The following is a 27000-nucleotide window of genomic DNA, read 5'->3' on the forward strand; positions in this document are numbered from 1 at the left end:
TTGAATTGATGGCACAAAGGTACGATTTTTTGAAAAAAGTCAGAAGCCTTCTACAGAAAAATTGCACCTACCCGACACTACTAGTCTACGTCTTCTAAAGAGGCTGAATTATGCTTGCTAGCAGCGATTTCCAAGAAACGTTCGCGTCTTGAGATGAGCTCTTCTTTCTCGATCCTGCGCCATGTCATGTAACTGTTTACATAAAATCCGCCGGAAAGGATAGGTTCTACAGATTTGAGATATAAAATATCGCCTTCGAAGTCGATCTTCCGCTCTTGTATTCCGCCTTCCCAATTAGGGAACGAAGAATTGCTGATATGATATTTCAGAATAGCATTGCGGTTATCAATATGATAAGAGCCCGAGAAGGCTATAAAGCCTTTTACGTTTGCTTCCGCCTCTTCTTCGCTTGCTACATAGCGATCATTAGAACTAAACTTTAAACGTGCAGGATTGGAGATTTGCACTGACATATGTCCATCAGCACCATACATTATGGTCCCTACGGGTGATTTACCCATCGGAAATGTACTATCTGCGCCGTTTGTTGGTATTTCAATATATGATAATAGGGTCCAGGTCCCAATTAGTTCGTTTTTGATTGTTGTCATTTCAGGTTTGCTGTTTTGCTACTATAACGATGTTTCTTGTGGAATAGTTTGTAACATTCTTCATATCATCTCTTCTTTGACAAAGTGATGATAACTATATTCGCAAACGGAGATTGATCGTTATAAGTGGTTATCTTCCTAATTTACTCGTAAAAAGCTTATGATACAACTTTGTCCTTGCGGATCTACACTTTCCTATCAAAATTGTTGCAATCGAATCCATCAAGATCAGCAACTCGCAGAAACTGCAGAGCAGTTGATGCGATCACGATATTCTGCCTTTACCTTCGGATTGATCGACTTTCTTTATGACAGCTTTCATCCACAAACGCGAAGGTTTCAAAAAAAGTCGGAAATTGAAAGCTGGGCAAAGGAAAACAATTGGCAAGAGCTCGAGATTATTAAGAGCACAACTTCTACAGTTGAGTTTAAAGCATATTACATCGACCTAAATGGGGAACTTCATGTACATCATGAAAAATCTAACTTTAAGCAGTTCAATGGTATTTGGTATTATTACGATGGTAAGTTGAAAGCATAAGTTTTTATTAAAACACGATATACTAATCGAAATTTATTAGATTAGTATATCAATTTAAAATATTAAAACTATGGGAAAGTTTGTCATGTCTACCCGAAAAAACGGAGAATTTCAATTTAACCTAAAAGCATCTAATGGACAGGTTATCTTGACTAGCGAAGGTTATACCACCAAAGCAGCTTGCGAAAATGGTATCTCATCCGTGAAGAAAAATGCTGCTGATAGCGCTAAATTTGAAAAGTTAACTGCAAAGAATGGAAAGTTCTACTTCAACCTGAAAGCAGGTAATGGACAGATTATCGGATCAAGTGAAATGTATGCCAGCGAATCTGGCCGTGCGAATGGAATTAAGTCTGTTCAGGAAAATGCTCCTGATGCAGCAACCGAGGATACGACTGTTTAAGTCTCACCTCTCCTCGAAAATAATAGAAAAAGGGCTATCGGTAATGACAGCCCTTTCTTTATGTACTCACTATATCAATTACCAAATAACAATTCGTTTGTCTTTTGGAACATATAGTTTATCACCTTCTTTTGTTTGGAATGCTTCGTGGAAAGCATCTAAGTTAATGATCGGACCAACCGCACGGTATTGTGCTGGCGAGTGTGGATCTGTTTTCACTTGGTTAACAACGTACTCATCTGTTGTTTTTGAACGCCAAATAGTCGCCCATGATAAGAAGAAACGTTGCTCTTGTGTATATCCATCGATTAATCCAGGGTTACCTTTGTCTTTCAAGTACATTTGCAATGCATCGAATGCAACAGAAGAACCGCCTAAGTCACCAATGTTCTCGCCTAAAGTGAAACGTCCATTAACGAATACTCCAGGTACCGGCTCATAAGACTCGAATTGCGCAACTAATGCATCTGCAGCTTTTTCGAACTTCTCACGATCTTCGTCTGTCCACCAGTTATTTAAGTTACCATTTCCGTCGTATTGAGAACCTGAATCATCAAAACCATGTGAAAGCTCATGACCAATTACTGCACCAATACCACCGAAGTTAACAGCAGGATCTGCTTTATAATCATAGAAAGGAGGTTGAAGGATAGCTGCAGGGAATACAATCTCGTTGAATAACGGACTGTAATATGCATTTACCATCTGAGGATACATTCCCCATTCTGATTTATCAACAGGCTTTCCTTGTTTCGCTAAGTTCTCTTTGAATGACCAACGGTTCATGTTATGAACATTCTCGATTAAGCTAGTGCCGATTGCTAAATTAGAATAGTCTTTCCATTTATCAGGATAACCGATTTTCACGTTAAACTTAGAAAGTTTTTCTAATGCTTTTTCTTTTGTAGCTGGAGACATCCATGCTAAGTCTTTAATGTGTTGGTTGAAAGATTTGATCAGGTATTGCACCATCTCCTCACATGTTTGCTTTGCCTCAGCAGGGAAGTGCTCTTTTACATATAATTTACCTAAAAGTTCACCTACATTGCTGTTAACAAATGCTAAACCACGTTTGTCTAATGCGCGTTGCTCCTTTTGACCTCTCAATTTCTTGCCATAGAACTCAAATGACAAATCATCAAGTTCTTTCGTCAAATAACCTGTTGCATCGTCCATCACATGGAACTTCAAGTATTCTTTGATTACAGGAAGGTTTTCTTGATTAACGATTTGATCTAACTCTTGATAATATTTCAACTCGCCAATGATTACTGTATCTGCAGTGAATCCAACGCTACGAATGTATTTCGCAACATCCATATTCTTCACCATCTTACCTAAATCATTTACAGCAACAGGGTTGTAGCGCTTTTGAGCGTCTCTTGACTCTTCCACAGTTTTCAATTTGGAAGCAATCAATTTTTCAAATTCAACAATCTTAGGACCTTTAAGATCTCTAGTCTTTTGATCAACTTTGCTATATAGCGTGTTGATGTAGCTTTGGTAATTACCTAAAGTCTCTGTATTCTTCTCATCCACTTTTTGGTAATAGCTACGACCAAGACCTAATCCTCCGCCGCCTAAATAAACAGCATTCATATTACTGTTTTTCATATGCGCATAAACATAGCCACCAAAGAATGGGTTGCCACCGATTTCCGCATATTTAAGGAAATAGCTGTATAAGTCTTTAAGGTTCTTGATACCGTCGATGTCTTTCAACTGTTGTTGAATAGGCTTCAATCCAAGTTTATTACGCGTATCGAAATCAACGAAAGAACGGTAAAGATCTGCGATCTTTTGCCCGTCAGAACCTTTATCAAACTTCTGATCTAAAGAAGCTTTTAAAAGCTTTAAGCTGTTCTCGTCGGTGTTCTCCGCTAAGGCATCGAAAGATCCCCAGCGTGCTTTATCAGAGGGAATCTCGACAGTTTTCATCCAGTTCCCATTAACGTAGTTATAGAAGTCGTCCTGCGGACGTACGTTTTTGTCCATGTAGGACACATTGATGGCATGATTCTCTTGAGCGAAGCCCAAAGCTGATCCAGTCATCAATGCAGCAATCAATACATATTTTTTCATAATAACCATTTGTTCTAAAAAGGTGTTTAATGTAAGTGCAAACATACTTATTCTTAAAATAATCTTAAAGTAACTATTCCTTTATATTCTGTATATCACTCTTTTTTAGAAAGGAAATACGTTATTTTGCAAGACTATGCTAATAAAAGTCGACGAAAAGGATTATAATTTACTGACCACTGAAAAGAGAGAAATACGAATTGCTAACCTGCAGGAAGATATCCCAACGGTTTATGCACATGCGCAAAATAGCTTAGACGAAGTCGCCACCTACATCCGTCAGTTTCAGCAAGGCAGTGCCTTCCAAGTAGCTCCAGAGTCTATGCTAGAATTTTTTAGGATCGACCTCTTTGGCAAAAAATATCCCGTTAAGATTATCCGGAATGAGGAGTTTCAACCTTATATCAAAGCGGACCTAGTTTATTGCAGCGCCAAAGCCAATACGGACATCCAACAAGAGAAGTTTGCAGAAAACTTGAGAGAGCAGCTCTTTCAACAATATGTTTTACAACGGATAAGCCATTGGGAGGAACAGTTGAATGTCCTTTCTAACGATATCAACTTTCGAGTACTCAAAGCCAGCCCCTACAAAACAAATGCTGAAACCGCTAATATCACTTTCAATAAGCAAATAAAAGATCTATCCTTACGCACCATTGATTATTTCGTATTCTCAGCCATACTTCCCCTACTCCATGAGGATGATGAATTGACATTGATTAATCAATACTTCCCGGATACAGAAAGGCTATTAAATCAATTAAGATAAAATAGCCTTTTGAGGTTAAGGTTTTTTGATTACCGATTCGAGGTATGGTACATCGTCATATTTCAGTCTCTAAGATTCGGATTAAATACTAAAGCACGTGGCGTCAGCGGGATAATCAATTGTCGCGAATTCGGTTCTATGGACTTCATGATATTCCCCTCACCATCGAAGCGATTCAGGACAGTCCTATTTACAGCGTCATTCGCAAGGCGCTTAATATCCATCAAGCGTATCCCCCCTTTAAAACTCAATTCTCTACGTCTTTCATCCAGTACATGCTTCAAAGCCTCTTCGGGACTGGCGGCCTCCAAATCCTCATGAGTATCCTCTAACATCCGCTTAAAGCGCAGTTTATTGATTAAAGCCATAGCCTCTTCGACTTTCCCATCTCGTGCATTGCATTCGGCAGCAATCAGCATCATTTCAGGAACAGTGATTGCATTATTGAAGCGCACTGCGCTTGACGAGCCATCTGGCGCAGCCACAATCGGATAGATGTATTCCCAAGTGTCGTAATTTTGTCCATAGTGGGCAAACAGACGTAGATCGTTCTCCGTATAAATCGAGAGTAAATCTTCTGGCATGTAAATATTTAACCCGGTTGTTTGGAAAAAGTTAAGCTCTTGCCCTGCCTTGGCAAAAATAACTTCCTGATATCCTTCCATCTGGAACAGCAAGAACACATAAGACTCATATTCCATCAAAAACGGGTTATAATCTATTAAGAACGAATTGATCGCAAGTGCTTTATTGGCATAGTCCATAGCTTGCTCATACTCTCCTTTCTGAAGATGCACTTTCGCTGACAGTGCATATGCACAAACTTTCCCCGGATGTAGCACATCGTTTCCTTTGTCGGGCAGCTCTGCAGTCGCCATCGCATCCTGCAGATCTCGCTCAATCAAGTCATAGAGCTGTTTTACGGTCGCGTGGGGAGGCAATTGATTCGCATCTAAGATCGTAATCAATGGCACCGCCAAATCACTTTCTGCGCTAGCAGCATTGAACTGCGGCCCATATAAATTCACCAACATAAAATTAGCGTATGCGCGGTGGATCTTTGCTTTGGCAATCAGCCTGCGCTTCCCTTCCGCGGTACCATCCAAAGCGAAATCTAAATAATTAATAACCAAATTAGCCTGTGCGATATTCTTGTATAAGGCCCTATACAATTCATCCGTATCATTATTATTCCAGATAGACTCATTCCACAGATAAGCATTCCGAAGGGAATAATCTGATGGCATACGAGCAACGGAATCCGGGTGGAAATAGATATTATCCGTAAGGAACTCCGCAATGATCATGTTGTGCGAAGCAAAGTCGCGACTGTTCAATACTTCCTCGAAGTCAACAAAATTCCGAACTGATATCTGTTCGCCGGTATTTGGGTTTACATCCAAAAACTTAGAACAGGAACTCAGGAAGCACCCTACAAAGGCATATATAAGGATGTTATATTGTAATGTTTTCATCAGAAACTAGCGTTAATTGAAAATGAATATTGTCTTGGCATCTGCGGTGATAGGATACCATTGTTCGCAACGGAGCGGGGATCATAGCCATATGGATTTCTTGCCCAAAACCAGATATTATTCATCTGAACAGACACCGACAACCTGCTCATCCGCATCGGCGCCGTGATATGCCTTGGAAAATGATAACCAACCTGGATTTCTTCCAACCGAATAAAATCAGATGATAGAATAGAATTCGTCGAATTTTGTGTAATAAGCTCACGGCCGACATTATAATTCGCGAGCTTCGGTATATCTGTGAGGTTCTCATCCCCCGGTTTTCTCCATCGGTAAACCAAGTCCGAATGATGATCGATGGAAGAGGATGGCGCCGGGATATACTTTCGCATGACTCCACCCGACTGCCAATTGATCCGCGTCTGGAAAAAGAAATCTCCTACATCGATAAATTGATTGACCGAGCCTGTATTTGGCGCAATCGTCACCCCGCTGAAGACCAATGCTGATTCCTCCGCCGCATCCAAGCGAGTTCCTTTATCATTGAGGATCGTTGGCTCGCCTTCATCATTCAATCCACCCCAGCGATAGCTCCACAGAGCATTCTGCGAATAGTTATTCCGAGGCGTAACGAGATAAGCATAGTTAGCAATATATTCTTGCTCCGGAACCTCTACATTGACAATATCATTGAAGGATGCCAGCACATTGACATTCCAACGGAATCTGCTCCGCTCAAATAACTTCAGCGTTGAAGCAAATTCTAAACCTTTCGTACGGATGGTATTTTTAACATAACGTGATTGCAGACCTGTCGCAAAATCCGGCAGATTGTACATATCAACCATAATCCCCGTCGTCAATCGATCGTATTTGCGGATATCTACCAAAAAACGATCGCTTAAAAATCCTAGTTGTATCGAAGGCTCATGATTTAATATCGCAGGAGGTAAAAATTCCATCACCAGGAAGTTAGGCTGGACAACACTATGCCTGTTCAGCTGATTCAATTCAAACTGAATCAATAGCGATTGATACTGATCAAAATTCTGTAGGCTATACACTAACGACAAAGTGCTCAGGAAATCCAACTTTGTCAACAAATGCTGTTTTAAGTTGTAATTGAAATCACCGGACCATAGCGTCCTATCCTGATTATTGATGTAAGCACTTGCCTGAAACTTCATCAAATCATTAAACAAGCCCAGATACAAGGAGGTCTTTGCATAATTTAAATTGATGTTGCTCATGTTAGGATCGAAATAATTGGTCAAGGAGATGGAATAATAGTCCCAATTGGTTTCCAGATTTCTACTGGCTTGATGCTGTGCCGGTAGCCTTGGCGAGCGCAGCCCTCCGATTTTTGTACCTTTCAGAAGCTCATTGATGATACGATTTTCCGGTATGAATCGCTGGTGTAAGTCCCAATCGACTAGCAAGCTGGCGTCATGGAACATAGCGTAGTTAGGCTTTACGCCATAATTAGGAATATAAACACCGTTGTACGTGAATTTCGTTTGAAAAGTCTCTCGGTAAGAATATCCGAAGTTACCGCCAATGCGCAGATTCCTGTTCCGCTGATTTTGCGGTTGCGGAATATTAATCAGCGACCCTGTCTCCACGGGCTCTCCGTAAATGTTCCTCGCCGCGGTGGGTTCCATCCAAATCGTATCCCCTCCTCGCCCGCGTGCATCCACACCATAAAAGATCTCCACAGGGTTCATCTTAGCATCCGACATCGAAACCCAACCGCTCAACCCGGCTTTAAATTGATGTATATCCGAAACGGTCTTGTTAAAATCAAAACCTGAGCGGAAGTCGATTGTCGTTTCTAAGCTTCCGCCACGTTGATTGTAGTTCCCAACAGGCGCCCAATAATTAATCCCTTTATCTTTGACCGGGATAGAATACATGTTAAAATGTCTCCGTGCATCCGTAGAGTGCTCGTGCGTAAATTGCTCCGTCCGATTATTGGTCCGTTGATAGAGCATGGTATTGATCCAACTGAGCGACGGATTAAAATTTACCTGAACTTTCCCCGATGCGGACAGCATACGGTTCCGACCTAGACTGTAATTCAGACGCTGATCCTCAACATGATTCCGGCCAACGTCAAAAGCACCAAGCGACATAAATTGCTGATTCAAATCATAACGATAGGTATCGTTATAGTCATACACATAGTTTCCTTGCTCATCAAACAGCATCTGATAGGGCTCCAGCGACATACTTAGCCGCGGGACCGTCTTATTCTCCCCTCTACGATATCGCACATAGAGATTACCCTCGACTTTATTTTTAAAAAAAGAGAAGGTGTTGTTCGAGTTTAGATCAAAGTTCCGCATGTAGTCGCCCGGCGAAGAACTCTTATTATCACTATACATTAAACTCAGATTATAGCGAACCTCATCCTTACGCCCTGCCAAGCGAAGGTTATAGTTCTGCATACCCACACGTTGCTGCGTTTGTCGGATCTGTTGCTGATTATCAAGATTACCAAGTGAATCCCAGCGATGCTCGAATTCCGAGGCACTGATCTTATCGTGGCGATGGTGATTCAGTAAAAGATAAGCAGGATTGACACCTATGTACGGTAGATGAAGGTTCGTCATAGGAGTAATATCCAAATCGAAGCGGTCTCGATATAAGTCAAGCAAGTCTCTCGACGAGATCCGCTCCAGCGCCTTATTGCTTATATCTTCCAGATCAGAGATGAAGAAATTCTGTGTATAATGTATTTCCAAAGGCTTGCCAACAGATCCCCGCATAGTCTTAATCAGGACAACACCGTTTACCCCTTCAGGGTCATATTTTATGCCTTCTTCGGGATCGCGAATAACCTCCACACTTTCAATGTTCGCCATCGGCATGTTGAGCGGAAACTCAGCTTCAGGAAAACCATCGACCAGTACAAGCATACCCTTCGTATCGCCAGGTAACGCAGAACCACCGCGAAACTCAGGCACTAACCCCATTGAAGACAGTTTCGTTTGATTAATGATGTTCGATCCTGCGGCTCGCATCAGCGTACTCCGCTTCTGATCAAAATCACGCTGAAAATCCTGAAATGTAGGATACAGCACCATAGCTTCCGGCATGGTCCTTTTCATCTGATCATACATTTCGCGCAGATTCATACTCCCACTGATATTTAGTGTTGGCGTGGAAAAAATAACTTCCTGTTCTGTCGTCGTCGAAGGTCGAAATATCAGTCCCGGGACTGTTCCTTCGAGCATCTGTCCCAAATTGAGGTGCCGCCTCTGTTCGATATCCAGCAAAACGTTTTTGGGATTGCGGTGTCGAACTATCGCTTCTTCAATTCTTCGTACTTGCTTCTTCAATTGTATGTCGTTTCTGCGCTTAAGTTGTCGCAGTGAATAAACCAGAGGCGCATAGCCGACGCAGGAAAATGTAATCTCTATTTTATCTTGATTAATGCATTCGAAGGCATACTCTCCTAATTCGTTTGTTTCCATCACAAACCTCGAATCCAACACTGTAACCGTAGCTTTAGGAATGGGCTGCTTGGATTCCGCATCTCGGACAACCCCGAATAGCTGAACCCGATCCTGTGCCCAGACATCGACATTACATAGACAAAACAAAAATAAAATCATTGATAAATTCAGAAAGAAGCGTTCGTGGGCTCGCCCGACCTCTCGTCGAGCATACGTCGGCTTACAGAGCGTCATATCCATAAATATTTCAGTTTTAATTGGTTTCCTTTCGATATGGTTTACAAAAACCATATTTGATTTAATCGGTTACTCAAATTTAAAAACTATAAATTAATTATTAAAAAATATTTTACACTACTTTTATAATTAAGAAATTTATTAACGAAAATCATACTCAAAGGACCTCTGAACGCCACTCTTTTCCGAAAAATCTAGCACAAAAAAAAGGCTACCCTTAATAGGATAGCCTCTTCCAAACAAGGTTAAACTAGCGTCTAACCAAAAATATCATTGAGCTCCTTAGCTAAGCGCAATCCTGCCTTTAACAAGCATTCTTCCATAGGATATTTGAAACGGAATATATAATCGTAAGACAATTTGTTTTGCTTCGCCACATCATCGTAAATCACGTTCGCAAGCTGATGCGACTCATATAACCATTGCTCGAAACCCGAATTCGTATATTTCTTAAAAAAGGATTTATCGTAATCCAGCACCGCAGCATATTCCATAAATGAATACTTCTCGTTGTCTACCAAATCGCTATCCCACACGCGATGTATATTACCTTGACGACCGAAGAAAGTAACATTGATTTTATTGCCACCTAAGTCCTCCGCGCGACTCACGTGCATGGGTTGATGTGCGTCGCCCAATAAGTGAATCACATAGTAAAGAGCCTCACGTCTTTGCGCAATACTTAGATTCTTATCGTTTACCTGCGCCCTAACTTTTGCATACGCCTTATATAAGTTTTGCTCCGGCGAGTTTTGTAATGCCGTATTGAACTCTTCGAAACTCAGATTGCCGGCGGTATTCAAGAAATGCCATGAGCCCGTAGAATTTAATAACGGATCTGGCGAGGACTTGATAAAGTCGGCCCAATTCGACCAATAAGCAATCTTCTGCTTTCCGATCAATGCTTCAATATTACGTTTGGCTTTTCGCGTAAGGTGTTTTTCTGCAATCTCAGAAATAACACGGTGCCCCGTCATCCCCCAAGCAAACAATTGCTGGCTCGAAGTCAACAAGGTAAAGAACAACACGATCTTTGCTACTGTTTTCATTATCAAATTATTTAAAAAGTTCAAATCCATACTGCGCATCGGACCAAAAACTATCCAATGCAATAATCCGTGGTTTAAAAAAGGAGATCAAAGCCGGCCAATCCTCTTGTTGAAAAACACTAACTTTTGGGAGTTCCATAAAAATACGCGCAGTCTCCTTTCCGTAATCATCGAAACTATGCTCATCCCAGATCCATTCCTCACCAAATTCTGCTTCCAAAACCGCTTGATATTGACGAAACTGCTCAAATAGCAAAGCGCGGATACCAGCATCCGGATGTGCCATTTCAATAGCTATGTGCGCCTTCTTATTGTCTGCGTCCATACGAAAATAAAGATGCTTTATGCCCGTCTTATAGTTTATCCAATTGACCTTTAAACCGTCTGCACCAGCAATTGGCGTCATGTACTGACCAAAGCTTGTCCAGAAGGACTCCCGAATTCTCTTTGCTTCTTCTCTTGAATACAATGCCGTAAATTTTCTGCAAAACTAGCAATCTATTTAAACTTTTGTGTCTCCTAATTGTTTTCTTCTTAAATTTAACTATGGACAAAAAGAAATCATTAATAGCACTTTCGGCGGTTGCGTTAGGAACTGTTGCGTACAACCTATTGCGCCCGGTAAAGTCAAAAGTCGACGTTATAGAACCTTTTGATCTACAGAAATATTTAGGCCGTTGGTATGAAATCGCGCGCTTCGATTTCCGCTGGGAGAAGAATCTAAAAAACGTCACAGCAGATTATTCGTTAAATGAAGACGGCTCCGTGTTGGTCAACAATCAAGGGATCAATATCACGACCGGAAAACATAAACAATCCATCGGCAAGGCGAAATTTGTTGATGAGGAAAATCGCGGCGCACTCAAAGTATCTTTCTTCGGCCCATTCTATGCCGGCTATAACATCGTCAAACTCGATGAAAATTATCAGGATGCCTTAATCTTCGGCGACAACTTAGATTACATCTGGTTCCTATCACGCAACAAAACCATGTCGAAAGAACGCAAAGAAGCATATTTAAACTATGCTCAAGCGCATGGTTATGATACCTCCAAATTAGTCTGGACGATACAAGAATAAAACAATAAACTTCATAAATAAAGCCTGGGTTAGAACTCAGGCTTTTTTCGTAAAAGACTGCTTCGACTTAAAGCCCTTTCAAAACCCTTTCAAACCCAATGCATAGCCCTTTCAGAACCGCTCCCAATTGGGTTTGATTGGGGTTAGATTACCGAACACATGTACTAATCGTCCTTTGGTAGATCTGACCTTACTTGCGTTTTGTATCTGTGTTTTTTCATTTATCCAATTAAAAAAGGATTCGATTGGTTGTCTTACCTTAGATACTGCTCTTGAAAACAGGTCATTATAAGCACGATCCCTGTTTTTTAAACAATCTGGTTTTCCTTGGGTTTCCCTTATCGGAGTATACATAATTGATTTTTTTTCTTTATAAAACCACTCGAAGAACGGGGCGTCACGGTATATCTTGTCACCAAAGAACGTCCTACCTGCGATGGATGCCCAATTCTCCTTAAATATGTTCAGGTCACTTTCAGATGCCTTGCTTATTACAATGCTTTCCGGACGAGGCAGCGTGGATTTGTTATAGCTGTTGAGCGCATGAAGCTTTAATCCAAAATACCAAAGCCTCTTCGTTGAGCAGAAGCTTTTATCCATTATCTCCAGAGCTACCTTTGCCCTTCTAGTCCCACTGCAGGTTATGATGGGCATAGAGTCCAGTAGGGAAAATTCTCTGGAGCACTCCTCTGGTGCAAAGTCCTCTACAACTGACTGACAAAGAGATCTCAAAACATCAAAAAGGCGGTTGATACGGGTGTTGAATGCTACGTATGAAGTTAGCTTGGGAAACCAATCCATCAGATAATCCGAGGCGAATTTATGGATCTGCTTGATCCTTAGCCGCTGTTCCTCGTGCATACTGAATAAATAGATGGTCAAAACCTCCTGATCAGTAAAGTCAGGTTTGTTATTGTTTGAAAATCGCTGACAGTAATATTGCAGTTCACTGTCATATTTATCACAAACATACTGGTATAATTTTATTAATTTTAGAGCCTTGGCCTGATTGATCATGTTGTTTAATAATGCGTAAGGAACATTATAAATATAATGATAATCAGGCTTTTATGCAAGTTTTCACCCCTCTTTTTAAGAAACTTTTTCCAATATATTTCAACCCTTAATTCGCATTAGTAGTTAGTATTTAGACCTATAGCGTCTATGATAAGGGTATTGAACTGGATTTTCTTTAAACCTTTAGATTAAAGAAGAAGAGAAATTGTCTTTGACCCAGGAAAGGATAAGAGGATTATTAGGATATTTTGTTTTGAACCAGGAAAGGAAGGATTTAAGGATGGGCAGGATCATGTAGAAAGGTTAGACTTGTATTTTTCATAGGATACGTTTAGTGAAACGTCTCCTGTAGCACATTCCGTCCCTCCTTTATTCGCCAATTGTCTGATCCTGTTTATCCTTAAATCCTTCCTTTCCTGGTTCAGAAACAGCCCATTTTTTCTTTCAAAACGATCCTGCCAATCCTTGCATCCTTCCTTTCCTGGTTCAAACAATCTTCCCCTCATTTAAAGGTTCAAAGAAAATCCCCTCCAATGCCCATAGCATAGCAGCAATACTCTAAAATCTGATGTCTAAAATCTAATGTCTAATCAAATATTGCCTGAATTACCCCATACTCTAGCGTTGTATCTTGGGCGATACTTTCTGCTATTTCCATCAGGTCTTGTGGGGAGATGATATTTTTGAGGCCGGCGTTGAACAAGCCTGTAAGAACTTGTGCGGCTTCGAGTTTTTCTGCTGGGTTGATGAGTGAGCTACCTAGGTAGAAATTTAATACGGAGCCAGCGTAGTCGCCAAAGAGTTCGAAGCTCAACGATTTCTTTTGCGATCTGAGATGGCTAAGGAATTTCTCGAAATCCCCTTGCAGCATATTCATTTGGGTAGCTGTTAACATAGCACAAAAATAATGATTAGAACCACGTTTTAAAATGGTATCAAAAAATCGGCGCACCATTCTTCAATGAAGAATATGTGCGCCGACAATTTAATTTAGAAAAAACTTAACTTATTTTCTAACACTGATTGATACACGTCTGTCTTTGATACGATCAGATTCTGGTGCATTAGCTTCATATTTTGCTAATGAAGATCCATATCCTTCGGTATCCACTACTCTATCGCCCACACCCATCTTATCTAATTCTGCTTTTACCGCATCTGCACGCTCACCTGATAATTTCAAGTTGAATGCTTCATCACCTGTCTTATCTGTATATCCACCGATTTTCACTTTTACATCTGGATAAACTTTTAAGATAGCTGCAAGATTTTGCAATTGTGTTTGGCTATCCGCAGTAATTGTTGAAGTCCCTGTTTCGAAATTTAAGTTATCGAAGTCGAACCAACGATCTTTCAACTGGTCATCTGAAAATTGCTTATAGTCGCTATTCAAGAATGCTACTAATTGATCTTCAATACCACCTTTGTATGCATTTAATGTGCTGTTATCTGGTAAAGTCACCATGATCGACTCGCGCACTGGCGCTGTGGTCACCGTATCAACGATGGTATCAACAGGCGCAACGGTCGATGGGATGGTGTCGGTTGTAGCTGTTTCATTTTCACGGCTACATCCCTTTCCAAATAAGAACCAAAGCAATAGCAGCAATAATGGAATTAATAACCACCATAAACCACCGCCTTTTTTACGTTCCTCTTCACGGATATGTGCTACCGGGCGATCTTCGGCGCGGTTTTCCATACGTGTTACCGGTGGAACAATTGGATCGTCGACCACTACATCTCTAACAGGGTCTACGATAGGCTCGCGCTCAGAAGGCGGTGTTACCGGTCTTCCTTCCACAACACCTGGTTGCGAAAGCAATGAAGAGCCAAGAACGCCTAGATTCAATCCTGAAGGCAATGCGGCGAGGAAATCAGACTTGTTATTGTCCAATAACCCTGAAATACGGCTAGTATCCCAATCTGTACCGTTCTTTGTTAAAGCTCCGATTACGCCGGGTAGTGCCGTTTTAAATAACTGCATAACCGAGCTTCCGTTAGTGTGAAGAAATCCAGAAATCGTTGCGATCACCTGATCTAACCCTCCACCGAAAATAGAAGATATCAGGTGGGATCCTTTTTCAGCATCTGCGGGATCATTATCCACTCTGTTCCAAACGGAACCCAGATCTGAGAAATTTATCTGTGAAAAATATTGTTTTAAAACATCGAAAATTCCACTTTGCTCCGACGGAGATTTGCTCTGCAATCCGAGGAATAAGGAAGGAATTACGGCGTCTAAACCTTTGCGAACGTTGTCTGACGACTCGCCGTGCTTAGCGGCTAGGTTGTCGAAGACCTGATCATTAAAATATGATCGAGCGGTTGTTAATAAACTATTTTCCATACTGTTTATATATTGATATGTTGAATTAACAAGCAGTGTAATATTTTTGTTTGCATGAAGACACATTATTAAATTAACCTTATATTAACATCCTAACCGTATTTTTGAAAAAAATCAAATATTATTACACATGATCAAAAGAAGTATAAGCTTTTTCTTTGCGTTTGTTTTATGCGTTGGATTGAGCTTTGGACAGAAACAACCGAAGTACATCTTCTATCTGATTGGCGACGGAATGGGCTTAAACCAAGTACAAGCAGCCGAGGTTTTTTTAGCGAGCCAGCAAAATAAAAACAGCACAGTACCGATGGTATTCAGCACCTTCCCTTATGCAACGCACGCAACATCACATTCATTATCGCATGGCGTAACAGATTCGGGCGCTGGAGGTACTGCATTAGCGGTAGGTTATAAAACAAAGAATGGCGTAATCGGTATGGACAGCGCTGGTGTGAAAGCGTATGAAAGTATTGCATACAAAGCGAAGAAAAAGGGCATGAAGGTAGGTATCACAACGAGCGTAAGTATCGACCACGCGACTCCTGCTTCTTTCTTTGCAAACCAAAAAGACCGCGACATGTACTATGAAATCGGTCAAGATATCATCAAATCTAATTTCGACTTCTTTGCTGGTGCTGGATTCTTGAAGCCTGAGACCAATGCAAAAGGTGAAAAAGTAGCACCATTAATTCCGCAACTAGAAAAGGCGGGTTACACGATGTTGTACGGGATGAACGATTTCAACAAAGTAAAGAGCGGAAAAAACAAATTGATCTTGATGAACAATCAAGGTACTTCACCTGTGTCATTGAAATTTGCGATCGACCAAGAAGCAAACGACATGAACCTTGCGAATATAACAGAAGCAGCCATTAAAACATTGAGCCAAGGAAACCAAGGTTTCTTCTTAATGGTTGAAGGTGGAAAAATCGACTGGGCATGCCACGCCAATGACGGTGCAGCAGCAATTCAGGAAGTACTAGATTTCAACAAAGCGGTTCAGAAAGCGTATGATTTTTATCAAAAACATCCGGAGGAAACATTAATCATCGTTACTGCAGACCATGAAACCGGTGGCATGGGTGTTGGCAATGGTGGTTCTACCCTTCGCATTAATAACATCAAGAATCAGAAAATTTCGCAAGAAGCGCTTTCCACAAAAATCAACGAGCTCCGCGAGAAAAACAATAGCGCATCTTGGGAACAAGTGAAAGCCTTGTTGAGCGAGCAAACAGGTCTATGGAACAACGTAAAAGTTAGCGAAAAAGAAGAGAAAGAAATCTTCGCAGCCTACGAAAAGAGCTTCGTGAATCACCAAAATGAAACGGCAAAAAGCCTATACGCAAACAACGATAAAATTGCTTCCCTAGCAATCAACGCTTTAAACAAAGTGTCGTCTATCAGTTGGGCATCAGGAAGCCACTCAGCTGCATATATCCCGGTTTATGCAATCGGCGTAGGCGCTGAAAACTTCAGCCATAAGATGGATAATGTTGATATCCCAAGAACATTGGGAAAGGTTGCTGGTTGGGAATTTTAAGTTAGTATTTAGTAGTTAGTATTTAGTATTAAGACCTAGAAAGAAGGTATTAACGCTAAGTTAGGCTAGTATTTAATAGTTCGAATTTATTATTAAGACCTAGAAAGAAGGTTTAAATAATAAATTCGAACTATTTTTTTGCAATAGCATGGCGACCCTAGGTCTAATTACTAACTACTAAATACTAACTACTACTACCCCACCGGCACTTCCATCAACAAAAACTCTGCAGGGGTACTAGCCTTGATAGACACATGCTTCTCGCCGATGATTCCTAGGCCATCGCGAGTGTGCATCAATTGTTTTCCGACTTCGATATCTCCTTTTAACACGAAAACATACAGACCGTTGCTTGGATCTTTCAGTACGTATTCGCGGGTGTATCCTGCTTCGAATTCTGCGAGATGGAACCAGGCATTTTGATGGATCCATACGCCTTCGTCGTCGGCATTTGGGGATAAGATCTGTAAGAAATTGTTGTGTGCTTTTTCTTTGTCGATGGCTTGCTGATCATAGCGTGGCTCGACGTTCTGTTTATTGGGGATTACCCATATCTGCAGGAATTTCACAGGGTCTACCTCCGAATGGTTGTATTCGCTGTGCTCAATTCCTGTTCCGGCGCTCATCACCTGTATATCGCCCGGTTTAATTACCGAACCGTTGCCCATGCTGTCGTTATGTGCAAGCTCGCCTTCCAATGGAATGGAGATAATTTCCATATTGCTATGTGGATGCCTCCCGAATCCCATACCTCCGGATACATAGTCGTCGTTCAGGACGCGTAGAACTCCGAAGTTCATGCGTTCTGCGTCCATATATCCTGCAAAACTAAATGTATGTCTAGAGTGCAACCAGCCGTGATTTGCATCTCCTCTTGAATCCGCTTCGTGATAAATATACTTTGCCATAATGTGTATCCTTCTTATTTGATAACGCAAATTTGAACAAAAGGGTTTGCCCGGGCATTGATGTAGGATAAGAATTTTACGGATTATAGCAATCCTTCATCACGAAAGCTTAAGTAAGCACAGTCGGTGAAAATTAGATGGTCGTGGACACGGATATCGATCAATTCAGCGGCTCGAACAATCTTTTGGGTAATCTTTATATCTGTATCGCTGGCTTTCAAGGTACCGGACGGATGATTATGTGCTAGAATAATGGAGTGGCATTTATTGAGCAAGGCAAATCGAAAGATGGTGCGGATGTCAACCGGCGTAAAATCATTGCCCCCTCTTCCTATCAACTGCGTATCGACGACCTTACATGCAGTATTCAGATAGATAGTCCAGAATTCTTCATGCGGTAGATCCTGCAATTGCGACCGGAAGAACTCGTAGACAAGTTTGCTGGAGTTAAGGATCGGAATATCGGTCTGTTTGGTTTCCTGCCGCCGCCTTCCGAGCTCGAGCGCAGCAATAATACTGATTGCTTTCGCCTCGCCTATGCCTTTGTATTCGCAGAGGTCATGGACTTCGAGTTTGGAGAGTTGAAGGAGGTTATGATTAACACCCGCTAGAACGCGCTTACAGAGTTCGACGGCTGTTTCTGTTCGAGATCCAGAACCGATAACTATCGCTAATAACTCTGCATCGGTCACAGCCCGACGGCCTCGTTCCAGTAGTTTTTCTCTCGGTCTATCGGCTTCTGCCCATTCGCGGATGACCATTTTTTGAAACATGTGATATCTATTTGATTAACAATCGATTCCTTCTAAATATACGAATTCAATCAGACTTAAACGCATTCAATATCAACATCTTAACCGGATAACTTCCAATTTTAGCCTAAAACCTTATCTTTGTAAATATTTTTCGAATGAATTGAACTTATGAGTAAAGCAATTATCAAAACAGAAAAAGGTGATATGACTGTGCAATTTTACACAGAAGATGCACCGAATACAGTAGCGAACTTTATTAAATTGGCTAAATCAGGATATTACGATGGATTAACGTTTCACCGCGTAATCAACGATTTCGTAATCCAAGGTGGTTGTCCGAATACGCGCGAAGGCGCAACAGGAATGCCAGGTACTGGTGGTCCGGGTTACAAAATTGACTGTGAATTAGACGGAAATAACCAATACCACGACCGCGGTGTGTTATCAATGGCACATGCTGGTCGCAATACTGGCGGATCACAATTCTTTATTTGCCATAGCCGCAACAATACGGCACACTTAGACAGAAACCACACTTGTTTTGGTAAAGTAATCGAGAACGTAGATGTGGTAGACGATATCCGCCAAGGCGATCGTATCTTAGGTATTGAAGTTATTGAAGATTAATAAAGAGAAAGATGAATTTAAGAGGATTAGTTTCCGTAACTGGAAAACCAGGATTATTTAAGTTAATCGGACAAAATAAAGGTGGTTTTATTCTAGAAACTTTAGATAAAGCAAAGATTAAATCGGTTGTTAACTTGTCGACTACAAAGATGGCAACCTTGGAAGACATCACGATCTATGGTGAAGATGATGAGATTCGTTTGATCGATGTTTTCGAAGCTATCAAAGCGAATGATGGAAATACTCCAGATGCGAAAGCAGATGGCGATACGTTGAGAAACTTCTTTAGAGAGGTTGCTCCGGGTCATGATGAACAAAGAGTTTACTCTTCGGATATCAAGAAAGTAATTACTTGGTACCATATCATCAAAGAACTGCCTTTGTTTGAAGAAGAAGCACCTGCTCCTTTAGCATAAGCAGCAAAAGCATATACGAAAGCACCTCCAACGAGGTGCTTTTTTTCTGAAAGTGTCTGTTCTCCATGGCAATCAGCAACTTTCACCCCCAGTATTGCTCACAATGGAAGGATGAAAGTTTTAAGCGTAAATATGCTCTAAAGTTTAATTATCCACCTATTCTTATTAAATTGTTATCAATTAGCACTAAACGAAAAGTAATGAGCGTATTTAACAAGCTTTTTAAGAGCAACTCTGCCGATGACAATAACATAGAAACGATAGCGGACTTTTGGAAATGGTTTGAACGTAAAGCTGATACCTTCTACAACGCTATTGACGAAGGCGCTGATATCGAGAATAAATTCTTCAGTCCTCTTGCTGATCAGCTCTATAAACTGCATGAACGCATCTTCTTTTTGGTGGGCATCAATAAAGAGACGAATATTGCTGAACTTACTTTTACGCCAGATGCAATCATACGGAACATCGCCTTCGTGGAAGATCTCGTAAGGGAAGCTCCGCAAATAGATAAGTGGCAATTCGTTGCTTTAAAACAGGCCAGTGATGTTGAAGGTTTTGGAGTTAAGATGTTCGGTCGCGACTTCAGCAGCAAGAACATACAATTCTACCCGGTCGAACACCCCGAATTTCCGGATGAGATCGACATTATTGCTGTCTATGACGACTATGATGAAAAGGACCATGATGATATCTTCAATGGCGTATGTATCTATTTAGATAACTCGCTGGGGGAATTGAAGTCGATTACCATGATCGACAATATGCGTGTGAGAGGACCGGGCGATGATATTCCGGAATTGATTCCGATAGAAAAGCTTGATGCATACTTAATCTGGCGAGAAAAGGAATTTGTGGAGCGATATACCGACATTACCCATTATTCCAAAGAAGATCACTATGGTTCTTATCAGGGAGAATTAGAAAACGGGATGCCGATCTTTGCGATCGTCAACCATACGCTCCTTAATTGGGAGCATAAGGCTTCGCACCCCTGGATTCTCGTCGTAATGATACACTATGACCCTAACCCCGAGACTGGATTACCTAACGAAAGGATTTACAAGCTGATGGAAGACCTGGAAGTCGAGCTGATGGATCGTTTAAGAGATGTTGATGGATATATCAATGTCATTCGGGAAACTGGAAACGGCCTGCGCGAAATAAACTTTGCATGTCGTGAGTTTCGGAAGCCGTCGCGCGTAATGGAGGAAATAGCAGTAAAATATGCGGAACATTTCCGCGTTGAATTTGATATTTACAAAGACAAATATTGGCGCAGCTTTGATAAGTTTAATGCTGAAAATTAATCCCTTCGTTGGAAATGACAATTAGACCCTATCAGGCAAATGATCTTAGCGAAGTATTAAATCTGCTAAGCTCTAATATTCCTACCTATTTCGCACCTGAGGAATACGAAGATTTGAAAACCTACCTAGCCCATGAAATCGAAGATTATTATGTAGTGGAGCAGGATAATCATATCGTTGCTGCCGGCGGAATTAACTACAAGGAGCAGGATGCTTATATCAGTTGGGACTTTGTAGATGCCCACATGCATGGCAGCGGGATTGGCAAACAATTGTTACAATATCGTTTGGATAGAATAAAAACACAGGGTAAAGTAAAAAGAATTATTGTCCGGACGTCCCAATTTGCTTATGGCTTCTATGAGAAGAATGGCTTCGTTATTAAAGAACAGCATAAAGACTACTGGGCTCCAGGATTTGACATGATCTTTATGGTCTATCAGGAAAACTAAATATTAATTATGGAAATCGATTTATCGAAATATCATCAGAAAAAACGCATTATAGACTTAGTAAAAGCAAATACACTTGGCTGTCTGGCGGTGTTTCCTATCGCCCTTGTTTATATCGTACCTTACATACTAATTTGGTCCGATCAGTTTACTAAGGAATCGATAAAGCAGACCTTGAATAGCATTGGAGCCGGAACAGCATTTTTAAACGGCATAGGCTTTTTCTTGGTATTAATCGTTGGGATTGTCGTTCATGAAGCGATACATGGCTTGACTTGGAGCATCTATGCAAAGGGCGGCCATAAAGCTATGAAATATGGTATTTTGAAAAAGATGCTTACCCCCTATTGTCATTGTAGAGAGCCCTTAAAACTCAAACATTATATTATTGGTGCGGCTATGCCGGGCTTGCTAATGGGCGTTTTACCGGCAATTATCGCTATCGCGATAGGCAGCCCGACACTACTCATGCTTGCCATTATTTTTACGCTCGTTGCTATTGGCGATGCGATGATCATAAACCTCGTCCGAAAAGAGGATCCGGAGAGTTTGGTACTGGATCATCCAAGCGAAGCTGGTTGTTATATTCTAACGGAGAAACAGGAATTAGAAGATAAATCTGAAACCTTCGACACTTGGAACAATATCGCTGAGATCTATGAAACTAAATTCATGGACATGGATATCTATAACGAAAGCTATGACGCCCTTTTAAAGCATCTTCCAAATAAGCAGGGCCGCATACTCGACGTAGGCTGTGGTCCCGGTAATAGTGCGCGATACTTACTGAAGTTTTATCCATCCTTGCAGATTGTTGGAATTGATATCGCCGAAAACATGCTGGAGATAGCGCGAAAGCATGTCCCAACAGGCGAGTTCTATTTATTGGATGCGCGTGCTATCAGCATTTTGAATGGACAGTTCGATGCCGTAATAGCCGGCTTCTGTATCCCCTACCTCAATGCATCCGAAACAGAACAATTTCTAGACGACGCTTCCGAAAAACTGAACAACAAAGGCTTACTCTACCTATCTTTTGTTGAGGGTGATCCGGCAGCACCAGAAGTCAAGAGCAACCCCTTGGGAAGTGTAAAGTTTTACTTCCATCGCGAACGCGAATTGCAGAAAGAACTAAAAACTAGAGGCTTCAAGCTTATTAAATCAACAATTATCCCCTACGATGCTGAGGATAATCACACGGTCATGCTTTTCCAAAAGTAGTAGTATCAAAGACTTTATGTTTAAGAAATGACAGTATGTTCATCAACAATTCGTAAAATATTGATAATTTGCCTTCAACATCAGTCACTATGGAAGGGAACAACGAACTAAGAGATCCACAATCTGCACAGACGTTTTGGAATACGCGCTGGGAGACCAAGCAGACAGGTTGGGATATAGGCTATGCTTCACCAGCGCTGACACATTATGTCGATGGGCTGACCAATAAGGATATCGCTATTTTAATTCCTGGCTGTGGAAATGCTTACGAGGCATCCTACCTAGTAGAAAAGGGCTTTTCGAACATTACCTTGATCGACATAGCTCCTATCGCGGTGGCTAATGCGCAAGAAAAATTTAAGGACAATCCTGAAGTGAAGGTGATATTGGGGAATTTCTTCGAGCTCGATGAATCGTATGATTTAGTGTTAGAGCAAACTTTCTTTTGCGCGATAGATCCTAGCTTGCGTCCGCAATACATTCAAAAGATGGCTTCATTGCTAAATCCTGCAGGCCGATTGGTGGGGTTGCTATTCAATATTGATTTTGAGAAAGATGGACCTCCATTTGGTGGTCATATTGCGGAATATCACCCAGCATTTGCTGCTTATTTTGATATTCACAAAATGGAACCTTGTTACAATAGTATTCAACCAAGACAAGGTTCGGAGTTATTTATAAATTTGATAAAAAAGTAAGTCTATCATTAATAGAAAACTTTTTAGTAACGATACTGTTTACTGTATACATGAAATCATTGTTTCTCATATGCCTACTAAGTTTTGCGATGTTTATTCCATCGCTCGGGCAAGCCTGTGAGATTCCACATGAAAAAGAAGAGACACAGCACTGCGAGCATCAAAGTAGTGAACAGAAGGATGCGGAGGAACATGCATGCTGTCACAAAGATGCTGAGCAATCAAAAGAAAACAGTAGTTCTACCGAGCGCCCTATGGGTTGCGCAGGTAAAGGAATTTGCTGTTGTGCAACTCCCATGATTGGACATTTGCAACTCGGCATTTTTTTATTCGAATTCGAAATCCCATCTTATACCGTCAATATCCAAAATACAGAAGTACAACAGTTTGTTGTTTCTAATGGATTCTCAAGTATTTTTATCCCACCTAAAATAGCCTAAATACCCCCTGTTTTATTGGTTATTTAATATGCAAGCATGAATTATGCTTGTCAATTGTCTATTTAAAAATACTTAAAATGAAAAATCTTAAGGCATTCATTGCCTCCATTATCATCATATCTTCTTTAACTGTCCATGCACAGATTAAGAACGCGACAACTAGCACCGTAGAAATAAAAGGAAACTGTGCGATGTGCAAGAAAACTATCGAAGCTGCGGCATACGAGCCAAAGGTCTCCAAAGCTGAATGGGATGAAGATACCCAGCAAGCTGTCCTTACCTTCAATCCTGATAAAACTTCCGAGGAAGCCATATTGAAGAAAATTGCTCAGGCAGGATATGACAACCAATCTTTTCGTGCTCCGGATGACGTCTATGCAAAACTTCATGAATGTTGCTTATACGAACGCGATCATACGGTAGCTAAGGCGGAGCATAACGAACATCAGGGGATGGATCACAGCCAGCATAAACCTTCCGCTAAGGAGCATGCGAATATCGACCATAGTCAGCACAACGGCGATGCAACAGCAAATACGCAGTTAGCGCCGGTGTTTAAAAACTATCTTGCGGTGAAGAATGCGTTAGTGGCAACGGATGCAAAGGCTGCTGCTACGGCAGCAAAAGCTTTGACTGCTTCCATCGGCCAAGTTGAAATGGGAAAACTAGCACATGAAGAGCATGAGGTTTGGATGAAAGTGATGAAAGGAATTCAGACGGAAGCTGCTTCAATTGAGAAATCAACTGATATCAACAGACAACGCCAAAGCTTCATGGCATTATCGAATCATCTATATTCCCTAGCAAAAGCATCGCAAGGTTCAACGGCATTGTATTGGCAGTTCTGCCCGATGGCAAACAATAATAAAGGCGCCTATTGGCTCAGTGCAGAAGACGCTATCAAGAATCCTTATTTCGGATCTAAAATGATGAACTGTGGCGAAGTAAAAGAAAAAATCTAAAACTAAAGCACAGGTTAATTTATTTTATTTCTAAGGATATCTATGAAAAAGCTAAGAATATATAGCATCCTTAGCATATTCCTACTTTTCAGCCTTTCCGCCATGGCGCAAAAGGTTGTTAGGTACGATCTATATGTGAAGGATACATCGGTCAACTACAGTGGCAAGGAAAAGCGGGCTATTGCCGTCAATGGGATGATTCCCATGCCAACGCTGACTTTTACCGAAGGCGACACGGCGGAAATCCATGTACATAATGAAATGGATGAGCCCACTTCCATGCACTGGCATGGAGTCTATCTTCCCAATCCTGAAGATGGCGTCCCTTTCCTGACACAGATTCCGATAAAAGCAAAGAGCACTTACATCTACCGATTCCCGATTATCCAAAACGGTACGCATTGGTATCATAGCCATACCGGCATGCAGGAACAGATCGGTATGTATGGTGCAATGATTCTAAAGAAGCGGGAGGATGATCAGGACAATCGCAAAGGAATTGACGACCTGCCTTCCATTCCCATTATTTTGAGCGAATGGACCAACCTCAATCCCGACAATGTTCACCGTATGTTGCACAACGCAAATGATTGGTTTGCCATCAAAAAGAACGCGACACAAAGCTATGCAGAAGCCATCAAAGAGGGCCACTTCAAGACAAAAGTTACGAATGAGTGGAAGCGCATGTTGGCAATGGATGTCAGCGATGTCTATTACGATCGCTTTCTGATTAACGGCAGCAGCGAACAGTCTCTTTCGGATTTCAAAGCCGGCGATAAAGTCAGGCTTCGGGTCATCAATGCAGGAGCATCCTCCTACTTTTGGCTAACCTACGCAGGCGGGAAGATTACGGTAGTTGCCAACGATGGAAACGATGTAGAACCCGTTAAAGTCGATAGGCTGCTGATTGCTGTCTCGGAAACCTACGATATCGTCGTTGAGATTCCGGAAGATGGTTTCGCTTATGAATTCATGGCGACACCAGAGGATAGAACAAAAAACGCGTCCATCTACCTCGGCTCGGGCGTGAAGCAACTCGTCGCTCCACTTCCCAAATTGAAGTATTTCGAAGGGATGAAAATGATGAACGACATGATGAAAATGAACGGCGATCTGGACGATATGGGGATGAAGATGTCCATGCAACGCATGGATATGAACACTGTCATGTATCCGGAGATGGAGGGGAAAGGTATGCAGCATGGAGATCATCAAAACATGGATCATTCCGCAACTAATAAGAAAGATGACAAAGCTCACCAGGAACATCAGGGAATGAATCATGCTGAACAAAAACAGGATCATAGCGGCCATCAAAATATGGCGGAGCACAATCAACCTGATACAACGGCTGCCGCCCATGCTCAACATCAAAACAGTGATATTATTACATTAAACTACGGAATGCTACGCTCTCCCAAATCAACCAAATTCCCTGAGGGAATGCCGGTTCGAGAGCTCAAGTTTGAACTGACGGGAAACATGAGCCGTTATGTCTGGAGTTTAGACGATAAAGTGCTTTCCGAAGTGGACAAGATCCCCATCAAAAAAGGTGAAGCCCTACGTATCATATTGTATAATAATTCCATGATGCGGCATCCAATGCACCTGCATGGGCATGACTTCCGTGTCTTAAATGGACAGGGAGATTATGCTCCGCTAAAAAATGTGCTCGATATTATGCCGATGGAGACAGACACCATCGAGTTCGAATCGAATGTACATGGCGACTGGTTCTTCCATTGCCACATTCTATACCACATGATGGCAGGGATGAACAGGGTATTCAGCACGGAAGGACAGCCGGATAATCCGAAGCTTCCCAACAAGGAAAAAGCTTACCGCATGCTTCAGCGCGAGAGCAATATGCCGCATTTTATGATTCAAAACGACTTCGCTACTAATGGCAATGACGGTGAGCTAATGCTCCATAATGCGCGATGGCAATTGACCTCCGAATGGCGATTAGGCTACCATGATATGCATGGCTATGAAGTAGAAACACATCTCGGCCGCTTTGTGGACCGCATGCAATGGTTTATGCCATTTATTGGTTTCGACTGGCGCTATAGAAATCTCGAGGATCATGGCCCTGAGACGAACATCTTCGGACAGACAAACAGTAAACACGAAAGGGCGCTATTCTCTGCAGGTTTTGTATATACTTTGCCGATGTTGATTCGTTTCCAAGCAGAGCTCTACCACGACGGGAATGTAAGATTACAGCTTATGCGCGAAGATATCCCACTTTCCAAAAGATTGCGGGGTGGATTTATGGTCAACTCAGACAAGGAATATATGGCAGATCTGCGATATATCATTACCAGGCATATGGGAATTCGTACGCATTACGACTCCGATATGGGATTCGGCGTAGGGTTATCCCTAAACTATTAATTTGCACATATGCATAAAGAAGCTGCCCTATTTGGGGCAGCTTCTTATGTTTATATCTCCCAAGAAAAGTGCGCCCTGACATTCAAACAAGTGTTATCCTCACTATTGAACCCATTGTCGTTTTAAATCCAATGCCCGAGATTGTTAGAAACTCATCAAGCTAATGACCTTTCCTTTTACTTCAAAAGCATATACCTCATTT

Annotated in this window: 25 protein-coding genes; 14 read left to right on the forward strand and 11 right to left on the reverse strand. The window is 41.5% G+C overall.

What is annotated here, in order from left to right; genetic code table 11:
• Positions 1–80: 80 nt before the first annotated feature.
• Positions 81–611, reverse strand: coding sequence for a lipocalin-like domain-containing protein (locus DSM08_RS13425; protein ID WP_149526643.1), 531 nt, complete (start codon positions 609–611; stop codon positions 81–83).
• A 160-nt stretch (positions 612–771) separates the two neighbouring features.
• Between DSM08_RS13425 and DSM08_RS13430 the strand changes: the two genes are divergently transcribed.
• Positions 772–1152: a YchJ family protein gene (locus tag DSM08_RS13430; protein WP_149526644.1), complete on the forward strand. Its 381-nt coding sequence runs from the start codon at positions 772–774 to the stop codon at positions 1150–1152.
• A gap of 70 nt (positions 1153–1222) precedes the next feature.
• Positions 1223–1555: a YegP family protein gene (locus tag DSM08_RS13435; RefSeq protein WP_149526645.1), complete on the forward strand. Its 333-nt coding sequence runs from the start codon at positions 1223–1225 to the stop codon at positions 1553–1555.
• Between the two features lie 78 nt (positions 1556–1633).
• Here the strand turns inward: DSM08_RS13435 and DSM08_RS13440 are convergent, their stop codons facing one another.
• Complete coding sequence (locus DSM08_RS13440; protein ID WP_187773864.1) at positions 1634–3637, reverse strand: M13 family metallopeptidase; 2004 nt, start codon at positions 3635–3637, stop codon at positions 1634–1636.
• A gap of 136 nt (positions 3638–3773) precedes the next feature.
• Here DSM08_RS13440 and DSM08_RS13445 point away from each other — a divergent pair, with 136 nt between their 5' ends.
• Positions 3774–4406, forward strand: coding sequence for a YgjP-like metallopeptidase domain-containing protein (locus DSM08_RS13445; RefSeq protein ID WP_149526646.1), 633 nt, complete (start codon positions 3774–3776; stop codon positions 4404–4406).
• Positions 4407–4468: 62 nt separating this feature from the next.
• Here DSM08_RS13445 and DSM08_RS13450 read toward each other — a convergent pair whose 3' ends face one another.
• The 4 genes from DSM08_RS13450 to DSM08_RS13465 all read right to left on the reverse strand — a co-directional run bounded on the left by DSM08_RS13450 (position 4469) and on the right by DSM08_RS13465 (position 11094).
• Entirely contained in the window at positions 4469–5881 is a 1413-nt protein-coding gene (locus DSM08_RS13450) for a RagB/SusD family nutrient uptake outer membrane protein (protein ID WP_149526647.1), read from the reverse strand.
• A complete protein-coding gene (locus DSM08_RS13455; protein WP_223110813.1) occupies positions 5881–9498 on the reverse strand; it encodes a carboxypeptidase-like regulatory domain-containing protein in 3618 nt (1205 codons plus the stop codon). Before DSM08_RS13455 ends, DSM08_RS13450 begins: the two co-directional genes overlap by 1 nt.
• A gap of 335 nt (positions 9499–9833) precedes the next feature.
• Positions 9834–10625, reverse strand: coding sequence for a S1/P1 nuclease (locus DSM08_RS13460; protein WP_149526649.1), 792 nt, complete (start codon positions 10623–10625; stop codon positions 9834–9836).
• A gap of 7 nt (positions 10626–10632) precedes the next feature.
• The gene (locus DSM08_RS13465) at positions 10633–11094 is read right to left on the reverse strand and encodes a DUF4268 domain-containing protein (protein ID WP_149526650.1); all 462 of its coding nucleotides are present in this window, start codon (positions 11092–11094) and stop codon (positions 10633–10635) included.
• Between the two features lie 77 nt (positions 11095–11171).
• Here DSM08_RS13465 and DSM08_RS13470 point away from each other — a divergent pair, with 77 nt between their 5' ends.
• Positions 11172–11705 carry a lipocalin family protein gene (locus DSM08_RS13470; protein ID WP_149526651.1) on the forward strand — a complete coding sequence of 178 codons (534 nt, stop codon included), beginning with the start codon at positions 11172–11174 and terminating at the stop codon, positions 11703–11705.
• Between the two features lie 111 nt (positions 11706–11816).
• On the opposite strand, the gene DSM08_RS13475 is transcribed toward DSM08_RS13470, so the two are convergent.
• The 3 genes from DSM08_RS13475 to DSM08_RS13485 all read right to left on the reverse strand — a co-directional run bounded on the left by DSM08_RS13475 (position 11817) and on the right by DSM08_RS13485 (position 15072).
• Positions 11817–12722, reverse strand: a complete 906-nt coding sequence (locus DSM08_RS13475; protein ID WP_149526652.1) for a transposase — start codon at positions 12720–12722, stop codon at positions 11817–11819.
• A 586-nt stretch (positions 12723–13308) separates the two neighbouring features.
• Complete coding sequence (locus tag DSM08_RS13480; RefSeq protein ID WP_149526653.1) at positions 13309–13617, reverse strand: hypothetical protein; 309 nt, start codon at positions 13615–13617, stop codon at positions 13309–13311.
• A 111-nt stretch (positions 13618–13728) separates the two neighbouring features.
• Positions 13729–15072 carry an OmpA family protein gene (locus DSM08_RS13485; protein ID WP_149526654.1) on the reverse strand — a complete coding sequence of 448 codons (1344 nt, stop codon included), beginning with the start codon at positions 15070–15072 and terminating at the stop codon, positions 13729–13731.
• A gap of 130 nt (positions 15073–15202) precedes the next feature.
• On the opposite strand from DSM08_RS13485, the gene DSM08_RS13490 reads away from it, so the two are divergent.
• Positions 15203–16612, forward strand: coding sequence for an alkaline phosphatase (locus DSM08_RS13490; RefSeq protein ID WP_149526655.1), 1410 nt, complete (start codon positions 15203–15205; stop codon positions 16610–16612).
• Between the two features lie 194 nt (positions 16613–16806).
• Here DSM08_RS13490 and DSM08_RS13495 read toward each other — a convergent pair whose 3' ends face one another.
• Both DSM08_RS13495 and radC read right to left on the reverse strand, forming a co-directional pair.
• Positions 16807–17520: a pirin family protein gene (locus DSM08_RS13495; RefSeq protein WP_149526656.1), complete on the reverse strand. Its 714-nt coding sequence runs from the start codon at positions 17518–17520 to the stop codon at positions 16807–16809.
• 83 nt (positions 17521–17603) lie between these two features.
• Entirely contained in the window at positions 17604–18293 is a 690-nt protein-coding gene (gene radC, locus DSM08_RS13500; protein WP_149526657.1) for a RadC family protein, read from the reverse strand.
• A 150-nt stretch (positions 18294–18443) separates the two neighbouring features.
• Here radC and DSM08_RS13505 point away from each other — a divergent pair, with 150 nt between their 5' ends.
• From DSM08_RS13505 to DSM08_RS13545, 9 genes are all read left to right on the forward strand, one after another.
• Positions 18444–18902, forward strand: coding sequence for a peptidylprolyl isomerase (locus tag DSM08_RS13505; RefSeq protein ID WP_149526658.1), 459 nt, complete (start codon positions 18444–18446; stop codon positions 18900–18902).
• An 11-nt stretch (positions 18903–18913) separates the two neighbouring features.
• Positions 18914–19318 carry a DUF5606 family protein gene (locus DSM08_RS13510; protein WP_149526659.1) on the forward strand — a complete coding sequence of 135 codons (405 nt, stop codon included), beginning with the start codon at positions 18914–18916 and terminating at the stop codon, positions 19316–19318.
• Between the two features lie 200 nt (positions 19319–19518).
• A complete protein-coding gene (locus DSM08_RS13515; RefSeq protein ID WP_187773867.1) occupies positions 19519–20628 on the forward strand; it encodes a DUF695 domain-containing protein in 1110 nt (369 codons plus the stop codon).
• Positions 20629–20642: 14 nt separating this feature from the next.
• Positions 20643–21080: a GNAT family N-acetyltransferase gene (locus DSM08_RS13520; RefSeq protein ID WP_149526661.1), complete on the forward strand. Its 438-nt coding sequence runs from the start codon at positions 20643–20645 to the stop codon at positions 21078–21080.
• A gap of 9 nt (positions 21081–21089) precedes the next feature.
• Positions 21090–22301, forward strand: a complete 1212-nt coding sequence (locus tag DSM08_RS13525; RefSeq protein WP_149526662.1) for a metalloprotease family protein — start codon at positions 21090–21092, stop codon at positions 22299–22301.
• A gap of 89 nt (positions 22302–22390) precedes the next feature.
• On the forward strand, positions 22391–22999 hold the full coding sequence (locus DSM08_RS13530) for a methyltransferase domain-containing protein (protein WP_149526663.1): 609 nt from the start codon (positions 22391–22393) through the stop codon (positions 22997–22999).
• 89 nt (positions 23000–23088) lie between these two features.
• Positions 23089–23439, forward strand: a complete 351-nt coding sequence (locus DSM08_RS13535) for a hypothetical protein (RefSeq protein WP_187773868.1) — start codon at positions 23089–23091, stop codon at positions 23437–23439.
• A 77-nt stretch (positions 23440–23516) separates the two neighbouring features.
• The gene (locus DSM08_RS13540; protein WP_149526665.1) at positions 23517–24401 is read left to right on the forward strand and encodes a DUF3347 domain-containing protein; all 885 of its coding nucleotides are present in this window, start codon (positions 23517–23519) and stop codon (positions 24399–24401) included.
• A 42-nt stretch (positions 24402–24443) separates the two neighbouring features.
• On the forward strand, positions 24444–26798 hold the full coding sequence (locus DSM08_RS13545; protein ID WP_149526666.1) for a multicopper oxidase domain-containing protein: 2355 nt from the start codon (positions 24444–24446) through the stop codon (positions 26796–26798).
• The last annotated feature ends 202 nt before the right edge of the window (positions 26799–27000 follow it).

Source organism: Sphingobacterium hotanense, from assembly GCF_008274825.1.
GTDB lineage: Bacteria > Bacteroidota > Bacteroidia > Sphingobacteriales > Sphingobacteriaceae > Sphingobacterium > Sphingobacterium hotanense.

Excerpts from the sequence above, each read along its gene's own strand:
- DSM08_RS13525 (WP_149526662.1), top strand. The coding sequence starts at position 21,090 with ATGGAAATCGATTTATCGAAATATCATCAGAAAAAACGCATTATAGAC.
- DSM08_RS13490 (WP_149526655.1), top strand. The coding sequence starts at position 15,203 with ATGATCAAAAGAAGTATAAGCTTTTTCTTTGCGTTTGTTTTATGCGTT.
- DSM08_RS13450 (WP_149526647.1), bottom strand. The coding sequence starts at position 5,881 with ATGAAAACATTACAATATAACATCCTTATATATGCCTTTGTAGGGTGC.
- DSM08_RS13460 (WP_149526649.1), bottom strand. The coding sequence starts at position 10,625 with ATGAAAACAGTAGCAAAGATCGTGTTGTTCTTTACCTTGTTGACTTCG.
- DSM08_RS13455 (WP_223110813.1), bottom strand. The coding sequence starts at position 9,498 with ATGATTTTATTTTTGTTTTGTCTATGTAATGTCGATGTCTGGGCACAG.
- radC (WP_149526657.1), bottom strand. The coding sequence starts at position 18,293 with ATGTTTCAAAAAATGGTCATCCGCGAATGGGCAGAAGCCGATAGACCG.
- DSM08_RS13475 (WP_149526652.1), bottom strand. The coding sequence starts at position 12,722 with ATGATCAATCAGGCCAAGGCTCTAAAATTAATAAAATTATACCAGTAT.
- DSM08_RS13430 (WP_149526644.1), top strand. The coding sequence starts at position 772 with ATGATACAACTTTGTCCTTGCGGATCTACACTTTCCTATCAAAATTGT.
- DSM08_RS13545 (WP_149526666.1), top strand. The coding sequence starts at position 24,444 with ATGAAAAAGCTAAGAATATATAGCATCCTTAGCATATTCCTACTTTTC.
- DSM08_RS13445 (WP_149526646.1), top strand. The coding sequence starts at position 3,774 with ATGCTAATAAAAGTCGACGAAAAGGATTATAATTTACTGACCACTGAA.
- DSM08_RS13435 (WP_149526645.1), top strand. The coding sequence starts at position 1,223 with ATGGGAAAGTTTGTCATGTCTACCCGAAAAAACGGAGAATTTCAATTT.
- DSM08_RS13470 (WP_149526651.1), top strand. The coding sequence starts at position 11,172 with ATGGACAAAAAGAAATCATTAATAGCACTTTCGGCGGTTGCGTTAGGA.
- DSM08_RS13425 (WP_149526643.1), bottom strand. The coding sequence starts at position 611 with ATGACAACAATCAAAAACGAACTAATTGGGACCTGGACCCTATTATCA.
- DSM08_RS13540 (WP_149526665.1), top strand. The coding sequence starts at position 23,517 with ATGAAAAATCTTAAGGCATTCATTGCCTCCATTATCATCATATCTTCT.
- DSM08_RS13530 (WP_149526663.1), top strand. The coding sequence starts at position 22,391 with ATGGAAGGGAACAACGAACTAAGAGATCCACAATCTGCACAGACGTTT.
- DSM08_RS13520 (WP_149526661.1), top strand. The coding sequence starts at position 20,643 with ATGACAATTAGACCCTATCAGGCAAATGATCTTAGCGAAGTATTAAAT.
- DSM08_RS13495 (WP_149526656.1), bottom strand. The coding sequence starts at position 17,520 with ATGGCAAAGTATATTTATCACGAAGCGGATTCAAGAGGAGATGCAAAT.
- DSM08_RS13510 (WP_149526659.1), top strand. The coding sequence starts at position 18,914 with ATGAATTTAAGAGGATTAGTTTCCGTAACTGGAAAACCAGGATTATTT.
- DSM08_RS13440 (WP_187773864.1), bottom strand. The coding sequence starts at position 3,637 with ATGAAAAAATATGTATTGATTGCTGCATTGATGACTGGATCAGCTTTG.
- DSM08_RS13485 (WP_149526654.1), bottom strand. The coding sequence starts at position 15,072 with ATGGAAAATAGTTTATTAACAACCGCTCGATCATATTTTAATGATCAG.
- DSM08_RS13505 (WP_149526658.1), top strand. The coding sequence starts at position 18,444 with ATGAGTAAAGCAATTATCAAAACAGAAAAAGGTGATATGACTGTGCAA.
- DSM08_RS13515 (WP_187773867.1), top strand. The coding sequence starts at position 19,519 with ATGAGCGTATTTAACAAGCTTTTTAAGAGCAACTCTGCCGATGACAAT.
- DSM08_RS13535 (WP_187773868.1), top strand. The coding sequence starts at position 23,089 with ATGTTTATTCCATCGCTCGGGCAAGCCTGTGAGATTCCACATGAAAAA.
- DSM08_RS13480 (WP_149526653.1), bottom strand. The coding sequence starts at position 13,617 with ATGTTAACAGCTACCCAAATGAATATGCTGCAAGGGGATTTCGAGAAA.